This is a genomic window from Streptosporangium sp. NPDC000396 (assembly GCF_042898655.1).
Classification (GTDB): Bacteria; Actinomycetota; Actinomycetes; order Streptosporangiales; family Streptosporangiaceae; genus Streptosporangium.
This window is the reverse complement of record NZ_JBIAZA010000015.1, coordinates 17,930-29,986: the sequence shown is the minus strand read 5'-3', so window position 1 is coordinate 29,986 and position 12,057 is coordinate 17,930. Positions and strand designations below refer to the sequence as shown.

Sequence of the window (12,057 nt, the reverse complement as noted above, 5' to 3'; positions counted from 1 at the left end):
GCCTCCATCGGATTGGTTATCTGCATTCACAATGTCGGCCGCTTCGCCGCTGCTCAAGCGAATTCTGCTCACATGATCTGTGCGAAAATCTCACACATGGACTGGACGGACCTACCACCACTCGGAACGCTGGTCGCCTTCGCGGCAACCGTCCGCCACGGCAGCGTCACCAAGGCAGCCGCCGAACTCCATCTCACCCACGGCGCAGTCAGCAGGCAGATCCAGCAACTGGAGCGGGCGATCGGCGTCCCGCTGTTCGAGCGCCGCCACCGCGCGGTGGTTCCCACCCAGGCCGCCATCACGCTCGCGGCCAGCGTGAATGAGGCACTGGGCCTGCTCAGCTCCGCCGCACGGCAGGCGCGCCGTGCCACCCGATCAGCGCCGCTGGTGCTCTCATGCGAGCCCACGCTGCTGATGCGCTGGTTGATCCCGCGGCTGCCGTCACTGTCCGAAGCGGCGCCCGGGTTGGAGCTTCACCTGTCCGCTGCCGGCGGGCCGGTCCAGTTCAGCCGCGAGGGAATCGATGTCGCGATCCGCAGAAACGACTTCGAGCTACCGCCTGACGTGCACGCCATGCGCCTGTTCGCGGAACGGATCGGGCCAGTCTGCACTCCCGCACTCGCCCACGGCCTGACCGGCTCCGCTGACCTGGCCGGACTGACCAGACTGCATACTCGAACCCGGATGAGTGCTTGGCCGGAGTGGGCGCGTCTGCGCCAGTTGCCGCTCGTCGCCGCGCCGGAGCGCACCTTCGAGCACTTCTACCTCAGCCTTGAAGCCGCGACCGCCGGGCTGGGCGTGGCGATCGGGCCGGTCGCCTTGGTGCACAACGACCTGGCCGCCGGCCGGCTGGCGGCGCCGTTCGGCTTCGAAGCCGACGGCAGCGCGTACGTTCTGCTGACCAAGCACCCACCCGACGGCGACGCGCGGGTTCTCGCCCTGCACGCCTGGCTACTGGCTCAGGCCGCGGAACTGACCGGCGGCTGACAGCAAGAGCGCCCCTGGCATTCGTGGATCGCCCAGTCAGTCGCCGGTCGCGACGACTCCCGCTTTCTCGATCATCAATACCGCGCTGCGAACGGGCACGACGGGCCGGTGGAGCATCCCGGCCGGGACCGTGAAGGCCTGCCGGGGGCACAGTTCGACGGTCTCGGCGTCCTCGAGTTCGATGCGGAAGAGACCGTCCAGCACGAAGAAGAACTCATCCTGCTCATCGTGCTTGTGCCAGTGGTATTCGCCTTGCATGACCCCCAGTCGCACCAGGACATCGCCGACCTGGATCAAGGTCTGGTTGTACCAGGGATCGTCGACTTGGTCGATCAACGCCTGAACGTTCATTGTCTGGAGGGCTGTGAACAGCGGTTCGTAATGGATGGCGTAGTTCTGCCGGTGGTCCTCTTGCGACATGGTTCCTCCTGTTCGCGCGGCGGTGGCGCCGCCGGCTCGTATACGGGGTGTTGCGACGTGCTGGTGATGCGTTCGATTCCGGGGCGGCCAGAGTGTGGCAGATCGTCGTTCACCTGAGGGATCGGACGGCCCGGCCGAGCGGCTCAGGAAAGGCCGCTCGGGTCACCAGTCACTGCTCAAAGTCTTCTTGGCGGTCGTGATGCGTTCCTCATCGCGCTGATAGAACACCCACTGCTTGATCTTCTTGCTCCGGATCAGCCCGGCCTGGCTGAGTACTTTCAGGTGCTCGCCACACGTCGGCTGGCTCACCCCGAGCTTGTCGGCGATGAACAACGAGCAGACCCCGTCGTTGACCAGGTCACCGTCGCGCTGCGGCGGGAAGTGCCGTACGGGGTCCTGCAGCCACTCCAAGATCAGCAGCCGCTTGTCATTGGCCAGCGCTTTGACCAGATCGACATCGATCATAAAGGAATTATGGCAATTAGCTAAGTCTCTGTCTATGGCTGTACCGCCAGGTGATCTAGAAGCATGGAGTTGCCCTCCGGGTGGCGGTCGGGCTCGCGGGCTGGGCTCATGTCAACCCGCGCACGCCATTCACAGGAGGCTCCGTACCAGGCGCTTCTTGAACCTGGTGTACGGCGGATAGATCACTCGCATGGCATCGGGAGTGAGGAGACCGTCGAAGACGGGTTTCACATGACTGAAAGTGTCGATGGAGTGCTCACCGTGATACCGGCCGAGGCCGCTTTCTCCCACCCCGCCGAAGGGCAGGCTGGGCGCTGTCGTGGGGGCGACGGGCAGGCCGAAGGAGAGCGAGCCTGAGGAGGTCTCGGTGGTGAGCCTGCGTTTGGTGTGCGCAGAGACGGTGAACGCGTACACGGCCAGCGCCTTGTCGCGCTCGTTGATGAAGGCGATGGCGGCGTCGAGGTCGCGGACCCCGATGATCGGCAGAACGGGGCCGAAGATCTCCTCACGCATGATGGGTGCGTCGGGGGCGACGTCGGCGAGCACGGTCGGCGCGATGTAACGAGCGGCCCGGTCATGATCGCCGCCCACCACGATACGGCCGTTGTCCAGCAGGGCGGTGAGCCTGGTGAAGTGGCGATCGTTGATGACGCGTCCGTAGTCGGCGCTGCGGGCCGGGTCCTGGCCGTACATCGTGTGCACGGCGGCGGCCAGATGCCCTTCGATGGCGTCGGCGGCGTCGCCGACGGCCAGCACGTAGTCGGGGGCGACGCAGGTCTGCCCGGCGTTGAGGAACTTGCCCCAGGCGATACGGCGGGCCGCGGCGGCCAGGTCGGCACCGGGTTCGACCAGAGCAGGGCTCTTGCCGCCGAGTTCGAGGGTGACGGGCGTGAGGTGCTTGGCGGCGGCCGTCATGATGATCCGCCCGACCGTGCCGTTGCCGGTGTAGAAGATGTGGTCCAGGCGTTGCTCCAGCAGGGCGGTGGTCTCGGGGACTCCGCCCTCCACGACCGTGACGGCCCGCCCGTCGAGATAGCGGGGTAGCAGGTGGGCGAGCGCGGCGGAGGTCGCGGGCGCGAGCTCGCTGGGCTTGACGATCACGCAGTTGCCGGCCGCCAGCGCTCCCACGAGAGGCCCGAGTGCGAGCTGCATCGGATAGTTCCATGGGGCGATGATCAGTACGACGCCGAGTGGCTCGCGTACCTGTCGCGCCCTGGCGGGCTGCAGGTGCGCGGGCAGTGGTGTCCGCTTGGGGCGTAGCCACTGCTTGAGGTGGTTGAGTGTGTGGTCGATCTCGTTCAGTACAAGGCTGAACTCGGTGATGTACGCCTCGGTGGGGTTCTTGCCGAGGTCGGCGTGGAGTGCCTGCTGCAGTGGGCCGGCCTGCTCGGTCAGCATTCTGCGCAACGCCTGCAGCTGGCCGCGGCGCCAGGCGAGCGGCTTGGTGAGGTTGGCGTCAAAGGCGGCGCGCAGTCGTGCCACGGTCGTCACTTCGATGATGTTCGTCATGCTGCCACGCTATATGAAACGAAAACATTTCGTTTCATATAGTCTTGAGGTGTGAGCAAGGAGACTTTCGACAGGTCGCCGACGAACGAGGGCGCCCGGGGGCGGGCCCGTGACGCCTCGCGTGACCTGGCCCTTCACCAGGCCACGCTCGCCGTGCTGGAGGAGCGCGGGTACGGTGGGCTCACCACGGCCGCGGTCGCCAAGCGGGCAGGGGTATCCAGCGCCACCCTTTACCGCCGCTGGCAGTCCAAACAGGACCTCGTCATCGGTACGGCCATGGCCTGGGCGCGCGGTCTGGCCCCGGACCGCGACACCGGGACGCTGGAAAGCGACCTTCGGGCACTATTGAACGACAAGGCCGAGATCTGCGAAGGCCTAGGCGGGCGCCTCCTCATCGCACTGATCGGCGAGGCGCTCCACAACGACGCCCTCGCTGACGCCCTCACCGCCGCGTTCATCGTGCCGGTCCGGGCGCGGATGGAGGCACTTGTCCGGCGGGCTGTCGATCGGGGCGAGATACCACAGGTGGAGAACCTCGGCATCGTCAGTGACCTGGTGATCGGCCCCATGTTCAGCCGTGCCTTTCTCGCCCGTGGCGCACTGGACCCGGGAGCGCTCACCGAAATGGCCGATCAGCTAATACCCTTCCTGCTCCGCGCACTCAACGCTCGCGCGGGATGAGTCCCTGCTCGCGTTCGGCCAGTCGCTTCAGGTTGTGGAACTGACGGCGCATCATGAGGAGGTCTCCCCAGGCTAGGAACGGCTTGAGGAACCTCTGGAAACCGTTGACCGGCTCGTGGATGGTCTTGACCACCAGCCTGCTTCTTCCATCGCCCAGGTCGCGGGCCACGTAGCTGACCGCCAGCCTGCCGTACACGGCTTCGCCTCCCTTGCCGGACACCGCCAGTGTCAGGTGATGACCGTCTTCGAAGTCGACGAGGTCGAACAGGTCCATGAAACGCTGTCCCCGCTCCAGGTGGTCCGTGCCGGGGGTGAGCTGCCGGGGAGTCGGCATGCCGAACAGGAAGGCGAAGCTGTAGCTGGAGACCTTGAGCTGGCACATCCATCTGAACAGCACCGCCCGGTCGGCTTCCACGGTGACAGCCCGAAACAGAGGCGCGGAGGTGGCGGGCAGGTACTGGTCGCAGGCGTACTCGGCACGAAGCTCCTCATCGGTGGCTCCCCAGACCAGCGGGATACGCGCGTTCATCGGGACCTCTCTTTCTGTGCACTACTGTTTGGAGGTGGCAACTCGTAACGGAGAGTGGCTTCTCACCCGTGATGGCTGGTCACGCGCCGCGCTGAACGCGATGGCCGAGGGTGGAATCGCCGCTGTGGCGGTCGACCGGCTGGCCTCGCGGCTGGGCACGACGCGGGGCAGCTTCTACTGAGACTTCAAGAACCGGCAGGACCTGCTGGTCGCCGCGCTGGACATGTGAGAGAAGGACGGCATCACCGATGTCGAGTCCGCCCTGCGGCCTCTTGAGGACCCCGAGGAGCGGCTACGCGCGATCTTCGAGACGGCCTTCAAGCATCCGGCCACGGCCGAGGTCGAGGCCGCGCTGGCCGCCAAGGCCGCTGACCCGCTGGTGGCGCCGGTTCTTCAGCGGATCACGACTGCGCGCCTGCGACTGCTGCGCGAGATCTTCGCCGACCTCGGATTCGATGAGCGGGAGTGCGACGTGCGCCCGCATCTTCCACGTGGCCTACCTCGGCCACTTCCAGGCGCGCAGGGTCACTCCGGAGGTGTACGGCGACACCGCCTACCTCGCACGACTGCTGGAAATGCTCCTGTCGACCCGGCTTCCTGACGCCGGCTGACCATCAGCCCCGCCCGCCCAGCGTCGCCGCGAGCGATCTTCATGACGCCGCCCCTCGCTCTCGGATGTTCCACAACTCGTACCATACAGTCATGCATGGAAGCCGCTGCGGCGGGGGGCGACGCGCTCACGCTCTGCAGTAGTTTCACCCTTGTGTTGCAGCAGAACGCCACAGCCCATGGGCAAGCGACCGTGCTCATCGGCTGCACTGGAGGCCAGGTCTTGGACTTCGTCATGGACCCGCGCGCCTACGCCACCATCGACGGCAAGATCGGCGCCATCCGATGGGTCCGCCGCGCCGGTGACACGGTGGTCTTCCGGTTCCGGGCCCGCCTGCTCGGCGTGCCCGGGCCACTGGTCACTCACCGGATGATACGTACCGGCCACGAACGCGTCGACATCGCTCCCGTGCCGGGCCCGCATGACCGGCTGGCCCGCTTCAGGGCGTCCTTCACCTGCGCTCCCCATCCGCGGGGAACCGTCGTCACCCGGCGGCTGCAGTTCGACCTCGCGCGGCCGCTGGCCTGGCTGGCACCGATGCTCTCCTGTTGGCTGAGCCGCGAGGTGCCAGCCGAACTGAAGGCCGCCAAAGCCCGGCTGGAGCAGACCGGCTGACCCATAGACCGAAGGTCAGCGTCAGCCGGGTGAGAGGGATTCAGGCATCGTAGTCACCCCATCCGGCGAACTCGCGCCACGTGGGCCAGGCCTGTCCGGTCGCCTGCCGCAGCATCTCGCCGGGAATGCTGAACGGCGGCGCCTTGTGCGGCTTGTCCACGGCCTGGGCGACGACCGCGTCGTGCAGCACCACGGCGGCGCGTAGCCTCGGCAGCACCTCGTGGATGCGCTCGGCGTAGCCGTCGGGCAGCGCGGGCCCGTCCGCGCGGAGATCGTAGCCGGCGCCGGCGGTCACCAGCGCGATCTCGGGCCGCTTGCGCTTCGCGACCTCGGGGATGAGGTGCAGCGCGATCGCGTCCCAGACGATCATCGCTTCCTCGGACGGCATGCCGCGCTCCGCGAGCCAGCTGGCGGCCAGGTCGGCGCCGTCGATGTCGAAGCGCTGGTCCCCGTTGCCGGGTTCGCTGAGGCCGGCGTCGTGCAGGACGCAGGCGATGAACAGCAGTTCGTCGTCGTAGTCGCGGCCGGGTTGCAGGCCCTGGCTCTCGCCGATGAAGCGGCCGTAGAGGTAGGTGCGCATGCTGTGGTTGAAGATCGCCGGTTCCTCGATGGAGCGGGCATAGCGCATGGCGTCGAGCGTCAGGCCGCTCCAGGGGAACGGCAGGCCGTCGTAGGCGTCCATCGTGTCATCCTTTCTGTGTGCGGAGGGCTCGCAGGGCGAGCAGCCCGCCGATTGCGGGAATGAAGGCCCGCCACCTGGCACCGTTCGGCGAGGCGGATGGGGCGAGGGAAGTGGCCGCGATGACGGCCACGTAGGAGATGCCGTGCAGGGGGCCACCGAAGGTGGTGACGGCCTTGGCGTGCACGGTGAGCAGGTTGGCGATCAGGACTGCCAGTGAGGTCAGCTCCACGGCGGCGGCGATTCGCAGGAGGCGCATCGGGTTCATCCCCCTTGACCGGAGCCGGGCCGGACGATCATCAGGACCACCACGACCGCCCAGGCCAGGTTGTAGACGCCCGCGAACATGGACAGCAGCCGCAGCCGCCCAGGGTCGCCGTCGCCGGGGTCGGCGAGCACCTGGCGCTGGCGCGGATAGATCTGCGTGGCCAGCAGCAGGGCCGCGACGGCGGTGAGGATCATCGAGATGATGATCCAGATCTCGCCCATCCGGCCCTGGACGCCGGCCAGGATCATCCCGGCCAGCGGCACGATGAGGCCGAGAACGGCGTACCCGCGAGTGATGCGGTGCAGGGCGACGGCGACGGACCGGCTGCGCCCCTCTCCGGCCGCCGCGGGCGCGTAGCGGGGGAACAGACTCGTTGCCGCGGCTGAGCCCCCGACGAAGACGATGCCGCCGAGCACATGCACGGACAGCAGGACATGTTCCAGCAAGTCTCTCTCTCCAACCTTCAGGATAGCTGAAGCTTAGGCTATGCTTCAGCCACCCTGAAGGTTGGGGTACGCGGACCCGTCAGCCCGCAGATTCGCCCAGGAACGCGGCGAGGACCGCCTGGCCGATCCGGCGCTGGACAGGGTCGGCCTCCGGGCCGAACAGCCGCTCGTCCACCCCCGCCACCGCCTTCTTGGCGGCCTGGAGGAGGCGGGAGCCGTCCGGCGTCACCTCGATCGCGGAGGCCGAGCCCGCGCGGGTGGTGTGGTCGCGCACCAGCCCCGCCGCCGCCAGCGCCTTCACCGCCGTGTGCACGCTCTGCACCGTGATGCCCGACATTCGGGCCAGATCGCTGAATGACACCCCGGGCACGCTGACGATGTGACCCAGCAGCCCCAACCGGCTGACCGTCAGCTCCAGCGGCGCGAGAGCCGCGCCGAGCTCGGCCTCAATGCGCCGGGCCAGCATCAGCACCACGATGGAGACACTGGTCACCGGCGGGGTCGGGCGACCGTCGTCATTCACCTCACCAGTTTGGCATCACCGCACGAGGTTCCCGATCACCTGCCTGGCGACTTTGACCGAGACCCAGTGGTGCGGCTCCGGACGTTGAGTGAGACCTTGATGTCGAGGGTGCGCCGTCAGAGAGGTCGTCCGCGACGTCAGGCGATCTCGCCCTTCCTGGCCCGGCCGAGAGCGTTCACCACGGCCTCGATGTCGTCGGCGCCGGTGCGATGGCTGGTCAGGCACAGGCGGATGGCGGGGCGGCCCGCGAGCCGTACCGTGCTGATCCAGGCCGCGCCGCTGGTGACCACGCGACCGGCGACGGCCGCGTGCCAGGCTGCGCTGGCCTCGGGGCCGCCTGCCTCGGCCTCGGGGTCCACCACGCAGATCACGGGGAGAGGGGTGTCGTTGACCCGCTGCCAGCCCTCATCCCGCAGACGACGTGCCAAGAGCTGTCCGAGGCTCACGTCGCGTTCGAGCTGCTTGGCGTAGGCGGGCAGCCCGGCGATGGCCAGCGCGAGGAAGACCTTCAGGCCCGCGAAGCGGCGTGACCACTGCACGCTAGTGGTGTACGGATCGGGGGCGCCTTCGGTTTCTGCGGGCATGTAGGAGGTCGCCGCGTGGAAGCTTTGTCCGAGCGCGGCCGCGTGCCGGGTGAGGAACATGCCCGCGCCCATCGGCGCCGAGAGCCACTTGTGCGCGTCCACGGTGACGCTGTCGGCGAGTTCCACCCCGGCCAGCAGCGGGCGCAACCGGTCGGACAGGGCGATCGCGCCCGCCCACGCGGCGTCGACGTGGAAATGCAGACCCCATTCTGCGGCCAGGGTCGCCAGTTCTGGCAGCGGGTCGATCGCGCCGCCCGCCGTCGTGCCCGCCGTTGCAACCAACAGGAACGGCTCCAGCCCCGCCGCAAGATCGGCCGCCCGCATCTCGCGCAACGCGCCCGGGTCGAGGCGGTGCGCCGCGTCCACGGGTACCAGCTGTACGGCGTCGCGGCCGAGCCCCGTCATGTGCGCGATCTTCAGCCAGGCCAGGTGGCTCTCGGCCGAGGTGTACAGCACCGGCCGCCCCTGCACGCCGGACTGCGCGTACGACGGGAACCTCCGGGTCAGCGCGACGATGACGGCGGTCAGGTTGGCCTCGGCGCCACCCACCGTGAAGCTGCCCTCCGTGCCGTCGGGCAGGCTGAGGCGCCGGGCCAGGAAGCCCAGCACGTGCCGTTCGATCTCGACGGCGGCGGGGGCGTGGCTATAGGCGGCCAATTGCGGATTGACCGCGGCCGCGACCAGCTCGCCCGCGACGCCCCACCACGTGGGGGTGGGATTGAACAGCCCGAAATAGCGCGGGTGCGTGGTGTGCACGCCCCACGTCGAAAGCGCTCGCATGACCTCTTGAAGGACCTGCTCGGCCTGCACGCCCTTGGCGAAGTCCCGGCTGGCCAGCCAGCCGCGGATGGCCTCGGTGCCTGGCTCTGGCGGGGCCACCGGCCCGTCCGCCACCTGCTGCGCGTGCCGTACGACGAGGTCGACGGCCGCCGCCAGCAGCCGCGCGCCCTCGCTCTCACCGATGTCCAGCGGTCCTGATAGTTCCATGACGCCACTTTCTCGGCGACCGCCCCCGGTCACCAGTGGCGTAAATGCCGTGTTGCATTAGATTTAAGCCATGGCTCGCATTCGTGTCGTCGTGCCGGTGTTGGACGAGTGCCCGCTGTTCGAGCTGGCCGTACCGTGCGAGGTATTCGGCCGCGACCGCGGCGACCTCAGCCCCGAATGGTACGAGCTGACCCTCTGCCAGAGCGCCGCCGGCGAGCAGAAGTCGCTCGCCGGCGGGCTATGGCTGCGCGCGAGCCGTGGGCTCGACGCGATCGCCCGGGCGGACCTGGTCGTCGTGCCCGCCTGCATCGACGGCGGCTACGAGCCACCCGAGGCTCTGCTCACCGCCTTGGTGGAGGCACACGCGCGGGGAGCGCGCATCGCCTCGCTGTGCTCCGGCGCTTTCGTGCTGGCCGCGGCGGGCCTGCTCGACGGTCGTGAGGTCGCCACGCACTGGATGCACGCCGACGAGCTGCGGCAGCGCTACCCGAAGGTGACCGTCAACCCGCGCGCGCTCTACATCGACGACGGCGACATCCTCACCAGCGCGGGCACGGCGGCGGGCATCGACTTGTGCTTGCACATCGTCCGCAACGACTTCGGAGCGGCCGTGGCGGCGGAGGTCGGGCGGCGGATGGTCATCGCGCCGCAGCGGGAGGGAGACCAGACCCAGTACGCCTCGCCCGCGCCGCTGGCCAGTGGTGGGGGCCAGGGGCTGGCGCAGGTGCTGGACTGGGCGCTGGAACGGCTGCACGAGCCGCTCACCGTGCCGCGGCTCGCCGCGCGGGCCGGGATGAGCACGCGGCACTTTGTGCGCCGCTTCCACCAGGAGATGGGACTGCCGCCCATCCGGTGGCTCACCCAGCAGCGCATCGCCCGGGCGCGCGAGCTGCTGGAGACCACCAGACTGCCTGTCGACGCCGTCGCCGAGCGGTCCGGGTTCGGCACGGGAGGTGGGATGCGGCAGCACTTCACCAGGGCCGTCGGCACCACCCCGTCCGCATACAGGCGCACTTATCAGGGCTCTCACTGACCCACTGTCAGACGGCAAGGCGGGAGAGCAGCTCTGGGTGGTCGGCCAAGGCGGTACGGGCTGCGGCGTCGACCGCTTCGATGGCGGGGGCGCGGTCGATGGTGTCCCATTGCAGCGGCTGCCGGGAGGGTGCCGGGTCGTATTCGATTGCCTGTCGGATCAGCTCGGCCAGGTTCTGGCCGGCCAGCTTGCCGACGATGTGGAGGGACATGTCGAGGCTGGCCGACACGCCGGACGCGCTGATCAGCGGGCCGTCTTGCACCCAGCTGTCAGCGGCGGGTGTGGCGCCCAGGCGGGGCAGCAGGTGGCGGGCGGCCCAGTGGGTGGTGGCCTTGCGGCCTTCCAGCAGCCCGGCGGTGCCGAGGATGAGCGAGCCGGTGCACACCGAGGTCAGCAGCTCGGCGTGCTCTGCGGCGTTGTGCAGCCAGGCGATCAGGGTGCGGCTGGCCATGGCGGCGAAGGCGGGCTCGCCGCCGCCTGGCACCATGACGGCGTCGGGGTGCGGGATCTGCTCGAAGGTGTGGGTGGCGGTCACCGTCAGTGGGGTGTCGGTGGGCAGGGCCTGCGGGCGCTCGGCGACGACGCATACTCGCCAGCCGGAGGAGAGGGTGGCCATCAGGGACATGACCTGAAGCGGGACCACCAGGTCCAGCGGGGTCAGGCCGGGGAACAGGACGAAGGCGAAGGTCTTCGGCTCGGACACTTCAGGCCCCCGTCTCCGGTGCCGGTTCCGGCTCGTCCGCGGGCGACGGATCCGCCCCAGGTTCGAGCAGCACCACCGGTGTTCGGCGGGTCCGGTCGAGCAGCAGGCGGGTGGCGTCGGGGCGGGCGTAGTGGCCGACCGGGTCGGCGGTCATCTTCGCGAGCCGGATGGCGGACAGGTCGCAGTCGGTCACCACGATCTCGTCGTGCACGTCCGTCGATGACTCGGCGAGCACCGTGGTGTTGGGTGCGAACACGGCCGCCGCGCCGCCGCCCGGCGGTAGCGCGCCCGGCGCTGGAGCCAGCTCCTCGGCAAGCTCCGCAGGCAGGACGTTCGTGGCGGAGAGCACGAAGCATTGACCTTCCAAGGCGTAGGAGGCGCAGACGTGCCGGGCGCTCTGGGCGCCCTGTTCAACGCGGGAGACCGCGAGCGCGGGCCAGGAGGCGATGTGGATCTGCTCGTCCATGCTGTAGAGCGCGTAGCGGCTGAGCGGTTGGATGTGCTCCCAGCAGTTGAGCATTCCGATGCGGCCCAGCCGGGTCTGGGTGACGAGCAGGTCGCTCCCGTCGCCCTCGCCCCACAGGCTGCGCTCGACGTGGGTCGGCTTGAGTTTGCGCCGTACCGCGAGCAGTTCGCCTTGGTCGCCGATCAGTGCTTGGCTGCAGTAAAGGCTCCCCGCCGCGCGTTCGGCGAAGCCGAGCGCGACGTGGATCTGGTGCCGCCGGGCGGCGGAGCGGATCGCGGCCAGCTCAGGTCCGTCGGTGGTGACGGCGTTGCGGTCATAGCGCAGGAAGTACGGCACACCGGCCGACGGGGTGCGGGTCCAGATCCAGAACGGGTATCCGGGCAGCCAACTCTCGCCGAACGCGACCAGCTCGGCCCCCTGCCCGGCCGCCTTGTCGATGATATCGATGGCCTTGTCGGTGCTGGCCTGCGCGTCCAGCCAGACAGGCGCGGCCTGCACCGCAGCCACACGCACGGATTGCGTCATTGGGGCTCTTTCCTCTATGTCGGAGAT

General features: G+C 68.8%; 17 protein-coding genes. 5 read left to right on the top strand and 12 right to left on the bottom strand.

The window, feature by feature from the left end; all coding sequences use genetic code 11:
* Positions 1-96 precede the first annotated feature (96 nt).
* The gene (locus ACFY2X_RS24215; RefSeq protein WP_389941292.1) at positions 97-987 is read left to right on the top strand and encodes a LysR family transcriptional regulator; all 891 of its coding nucleotides are present in this window, start codon (positions 97-99) and stop codon (positions 985-987) included.
* Between the two features lie 36 nt (positions 988-1,023).
* Here the strand turns inward: ACFY2X_RS24215 and ACFY2X_RS24210 are convergent, their stop codons facing one another.
* From ACFY2X_RS24210 to ACFY2X_RS24200, 3 genes are all read right to left on the bottom strand, one after another.
* Positions 1,024-1,407, bottom strand: coding sequence for a cupin domain-containing protein (locus ACFY2X_RS24210; protein WP_389941290.1), 384 nt, complete (start codon positions 1,405-1,407; stop codon positions 1,024-1,026).
* Between the two features lie 162 nt (positions 1,408-1,569).
* Positions 1,570-1,872, bottom strand: coding sequence for an ArsR/SmtB family transcription factor (locus ACFY2X_RS24205; RefSeq protein ID WP_389941288.1), 303 nt, complete (start codon positions 1,870-1,872; stop codon positions 1,570-1,572).
* Between the two features lie 129 nt (positions 1,873-2,001).
* Positions 2,002-3,381 (bottom strand): aldehyde dehydrogenase family protein, encoded by a 1,380-nt coding sequence (locus tag ACFY2X_RS24200; protein WP_389941286.1) that lies wholly within the window; start codon positions 3,379-3,381, stop codon positions 2,002-2,004.
* Positions 3,382-3,432: 51 nt separating this feature from the next.
* On the opposite strand from ACFY2X_RS24200, the gene ACFY2X_RS24195 reads away from it, so the two are divergent.
* Positions 3,433-4,062 carry a TetR/AcrR family transcriptional regulator gene (locus tag ACFY2X_RS24195; protein WP_389941284.1) on the top strand — a complete coding sequence of 210 codons (630 nt, stop codon included), beginning with the start codon at positions 3,433-3,435 and terminating at the stop codon, positions 4,060-4,062.
* On the opposite strand, the gene ACFY2X_RS24190 is transcribed toward ACFY2X_RS24195, so the two are convergent.
* On the bottom strand, positions 4,043-4,591 hold the full coding sequence (locus ACFY2X_RS24190) for a hypothetical protein (protein ID WP_389941283.1): 549 nt from the start codon (positions 4,589-4,591) through the stop codon (positions 4,043-4,045). The two genes, ACFY2X_RS24195 and ACFY2X_RS24190, sit on opposite strands and share 20 nt — an antisense overlap.
* 34 nt (positions 4,592-4,625) lie before the next feature.
* Here ACFY2X_RS24190 and ACFY2X_RS24185 point away from each other — a divergent pair, with 34 nt between their 5' ends.
* Entirely contained in the window at positions 4,626-4,772 is a 147-nt protein-coding gene (locus tag ACFY2X_RS24185) for a TetR family transcriptional regulator (RefSeq protein ID WP_389941282.1), read from the top strand.
* Positions 4,773-4,883: 111 nt separating this feature from the next.
* Here ACFY2X_RS24185 and ACFY2X_RS24180 read toward each other — a convergent pair whose 3' ends face one another.
* Positions 4,884-5,075: a hypothetical protein gene (locus tag ACFY2X_RS24180; protein ID WP_389941281.1), complete on the bottom strand. Its 192-nt coding sequence runs from the start codon at positions 5,073-5,075 to the stop codon at positions 4,884-4,886.
* 222 nt (positions 5,076-5,297) lie between these two features.
* Here ACFY2X_RS24180 and ACFY2X_RS24175 point away from each other — a divergent pair, with 222 nt between their 5' ends.
* Positions 5,298-5,816: an SRPBCC family protein gene (locus ACFY2X_RS24175; protein WP_389941280.1), complete on the top strand. Its 519-nt coding sequence runs from the start codon at positions 5,298-5,300 to the stop codon at positions 5,814-5,816.
* Positions 5,817-5,856: 40 nt separating this feature from the next.
* On the opposite strand, the gene ACFY2X_RS24170 is transcribed toward ACFY2X_RS24175, so the two are convergent.
* The 5 genes from ACFY2X_RS24170 to ACFY2X_RS24150 form a co-directional block, all read right to left on the bottom strand.
* Complete coding sequence (locus ACFY2X_RS24170; RefSeq protein ID WP_389941279.1) at positions 5,857-6,498, bottom strand: HD domain-containing protein; 642 nt, start codon at positions 6,496-6,498, stop codon at positions 5,857-5,859.
* Positions 6,499-6,502: 4 nt separating this feature from the next.
* Positions 6,503-6,754, bottom strand: coding sequence for a hypothetical protein (locus ACFY2X_RS24165; protein ID WP_389941277.1), 252 nt, complete (start codon positions 6,752-6,754; stop codon positions 6,503-6,505).
* A gap of 5 nt (positions 6,755-6,759) precedes the next feature.
* Positions 6,760-7,206 carry a hypothetical protein gene (locus ACFY2X_RS24160; RefSeq protein ID WP_389941817.1) on the bottom strand — a complete coding sequence of 149 codons (447 nt, stop codon included), beginning with the start codon at positions 7,204-7,206 and terminating at the stop codon, positions 6,760-6,762.
* A gap of 82 nt (positions 7,207-7,288) precedes the next feature.
* On the bottom strand, positions 7,289-7,675 hold the full coding sequence (locus tag ACFY2X_RS24155) for a MarR family winged helix-turn-helix transcriptional regulator (protein WP_389941814.1): 387 nt from the start codon (positions 7,673-7,675) through the stop codon (positions 7,289-7,291).
* Between the two features lie 194 nt (positions 7,676-7,869).
* Entirely contained in the window at positions 7,870-9,303 is a 1,434-nt protein-coding gene (locus tag ACFY2X_RS24150) for a pyridoxal phosphate-dependent decarboxylase family protein (RefSeq protein WP_389941275.1), read from the bottom strand.
* Positions 9,304-9,373: 70 nt separating this feature from the next.
* Here ACFY2X_RS24150 and ACFY2X_RS24145 point away from each other — a divergent pair, with 70 nt between their 5' ends.
* A complete protein-coding gene (locus ACFY2X_RS24145; RefSeq protein ID WP_389941273.1) occupies positions 9,374-10,336 on the top strand; it encodes a GlxA family transcriptional regulator in 963 nt (320 codons plus the stop codon).
* Between the two features lie 7 nt (positions 10,337-10,343).
* Here ACFY2X_RS24145 and ACFY2X_RS24140 read toward each other — a convergent pair whose 3' ends face one another.
* Together ACFY2X_RS24140 and ACFY2X_RS24135 are read right to left on the bottom strand one after the other, a co-directional pair.
* On the bottom strand, positions 10,344-11,039 hold the full coding sequence (locus ACFY2X_RS24140) for a DJ-1/PfpI family protein (protein ID WP_389941271.1): 696 nt from the start codon (positions 11,037-11,039) through the stop codon (positions 10,344-10,346).
* 1 nt (position 11,040) lies between these two features.
* A complete protein-coding gene (locus ACFY2X_RS24135; protein WP_389941269.1) occupies positions 11,041-12,030 on the bottom strand; it encodes a carbon-nitrogen hydrolase family protein in 990 nt (329 codons plus the stop codon).
* Between the last annotated feature and the right edge of the window lie 27 nt (positions 12,031-12,057).

Coding starts and splice junctions, on each gene's coding strand:
- ACFY2X_RS24150 (WP_389941275.1), bottom strand. CDS start 9,303: ATGGAACTATCAGGACCGCTGGACATCGGTGAGAGCGAGGGCGCGCGG.
- ACFY2X_RS24200 (WP_389941286.1), bottom strand. CDS start 3,381: ATGACGAACATCATCGAAGTGACGACCGTGGCACGACTGCGCGCCGCC.
- ACFY2X_RS24155 (WP_389941814.1), bottom strand. CDS start 7,675: ATGCTGGCCCGGCGCATTGAGGCCGAGCTCGGCGCGGCTCTCGCGCCG.
- ACFY2X_RS24190 (WP_389941283.1), bottom strand. CDS start 4,591: ATGAACGCGCGTATCCCGCTGGTCTGGGGAGCCACCGATGAGGAGCTT.
- ACFY2X_RS24215 (WP_389941292.1), top strand. CDS start 97: ATGGACTGGACGGACCTACCACCACTCGGAACGCTGGTCGCCTTCGCG.
- ACFY2X_RS24205 (WP_389941288.1), bottom strand. CDS start 1,872: ATGATCGATGTCGATCTGGTCAAAGCGCTGGCCAATGACAAGCGGCTG.
- ACFY2X_RS24170 (WP_389941279.1), bottom strand. CDS start 6,498: ATGGACGCCTACGACGGCCTGCCGTTCCCCTGGAGCGGCCTGACGCTC.
- ACFY2X_RS24175 (WP_389941280.1), top strand. CDS start 5,298: ATGGAAGCCGCTGCGGCGGGGGGCGACGCGCTCACGCTCTGCAGTAGT.
- ACFY2X_RS24165 (WP_389941277.1), bottom strand. CDS start 6,754: ATGCGCCTCCTGCGAATCGCCGCCGCCGTGGAGCTGACCTCACTGGCA.
- ACFY2X_RS24180 (WP_389941281.1), bottom strand. CDS start 5,075: ATGCGGGCGCACGTCGCACTCCCGCTCATCGAATCCGAGGTCGGCGAA.
- ACFY2X_RS24210 (WP_389941290.1), bottom strand. CDS start 1,407: ATGTCGCAAGAGGACCACCGGCAGAACTACGCCATCCATTACGAACCG.
- ACFY2X_RS24145 (WP_389941273.1), top strand. CDS start 9,374: ATGGCTCGCATTCGTGTCGTCGTGCCGGTGTTGGACGAGTGCCCGCTG.
- ACFY2X_RS24135 (WP_389941269.1), bottom strand. CDS start 12,030: ATGACGCAATCCGTGCGTGTGGCTGCGGTGCAGGCCGCGCCTGTCTGG.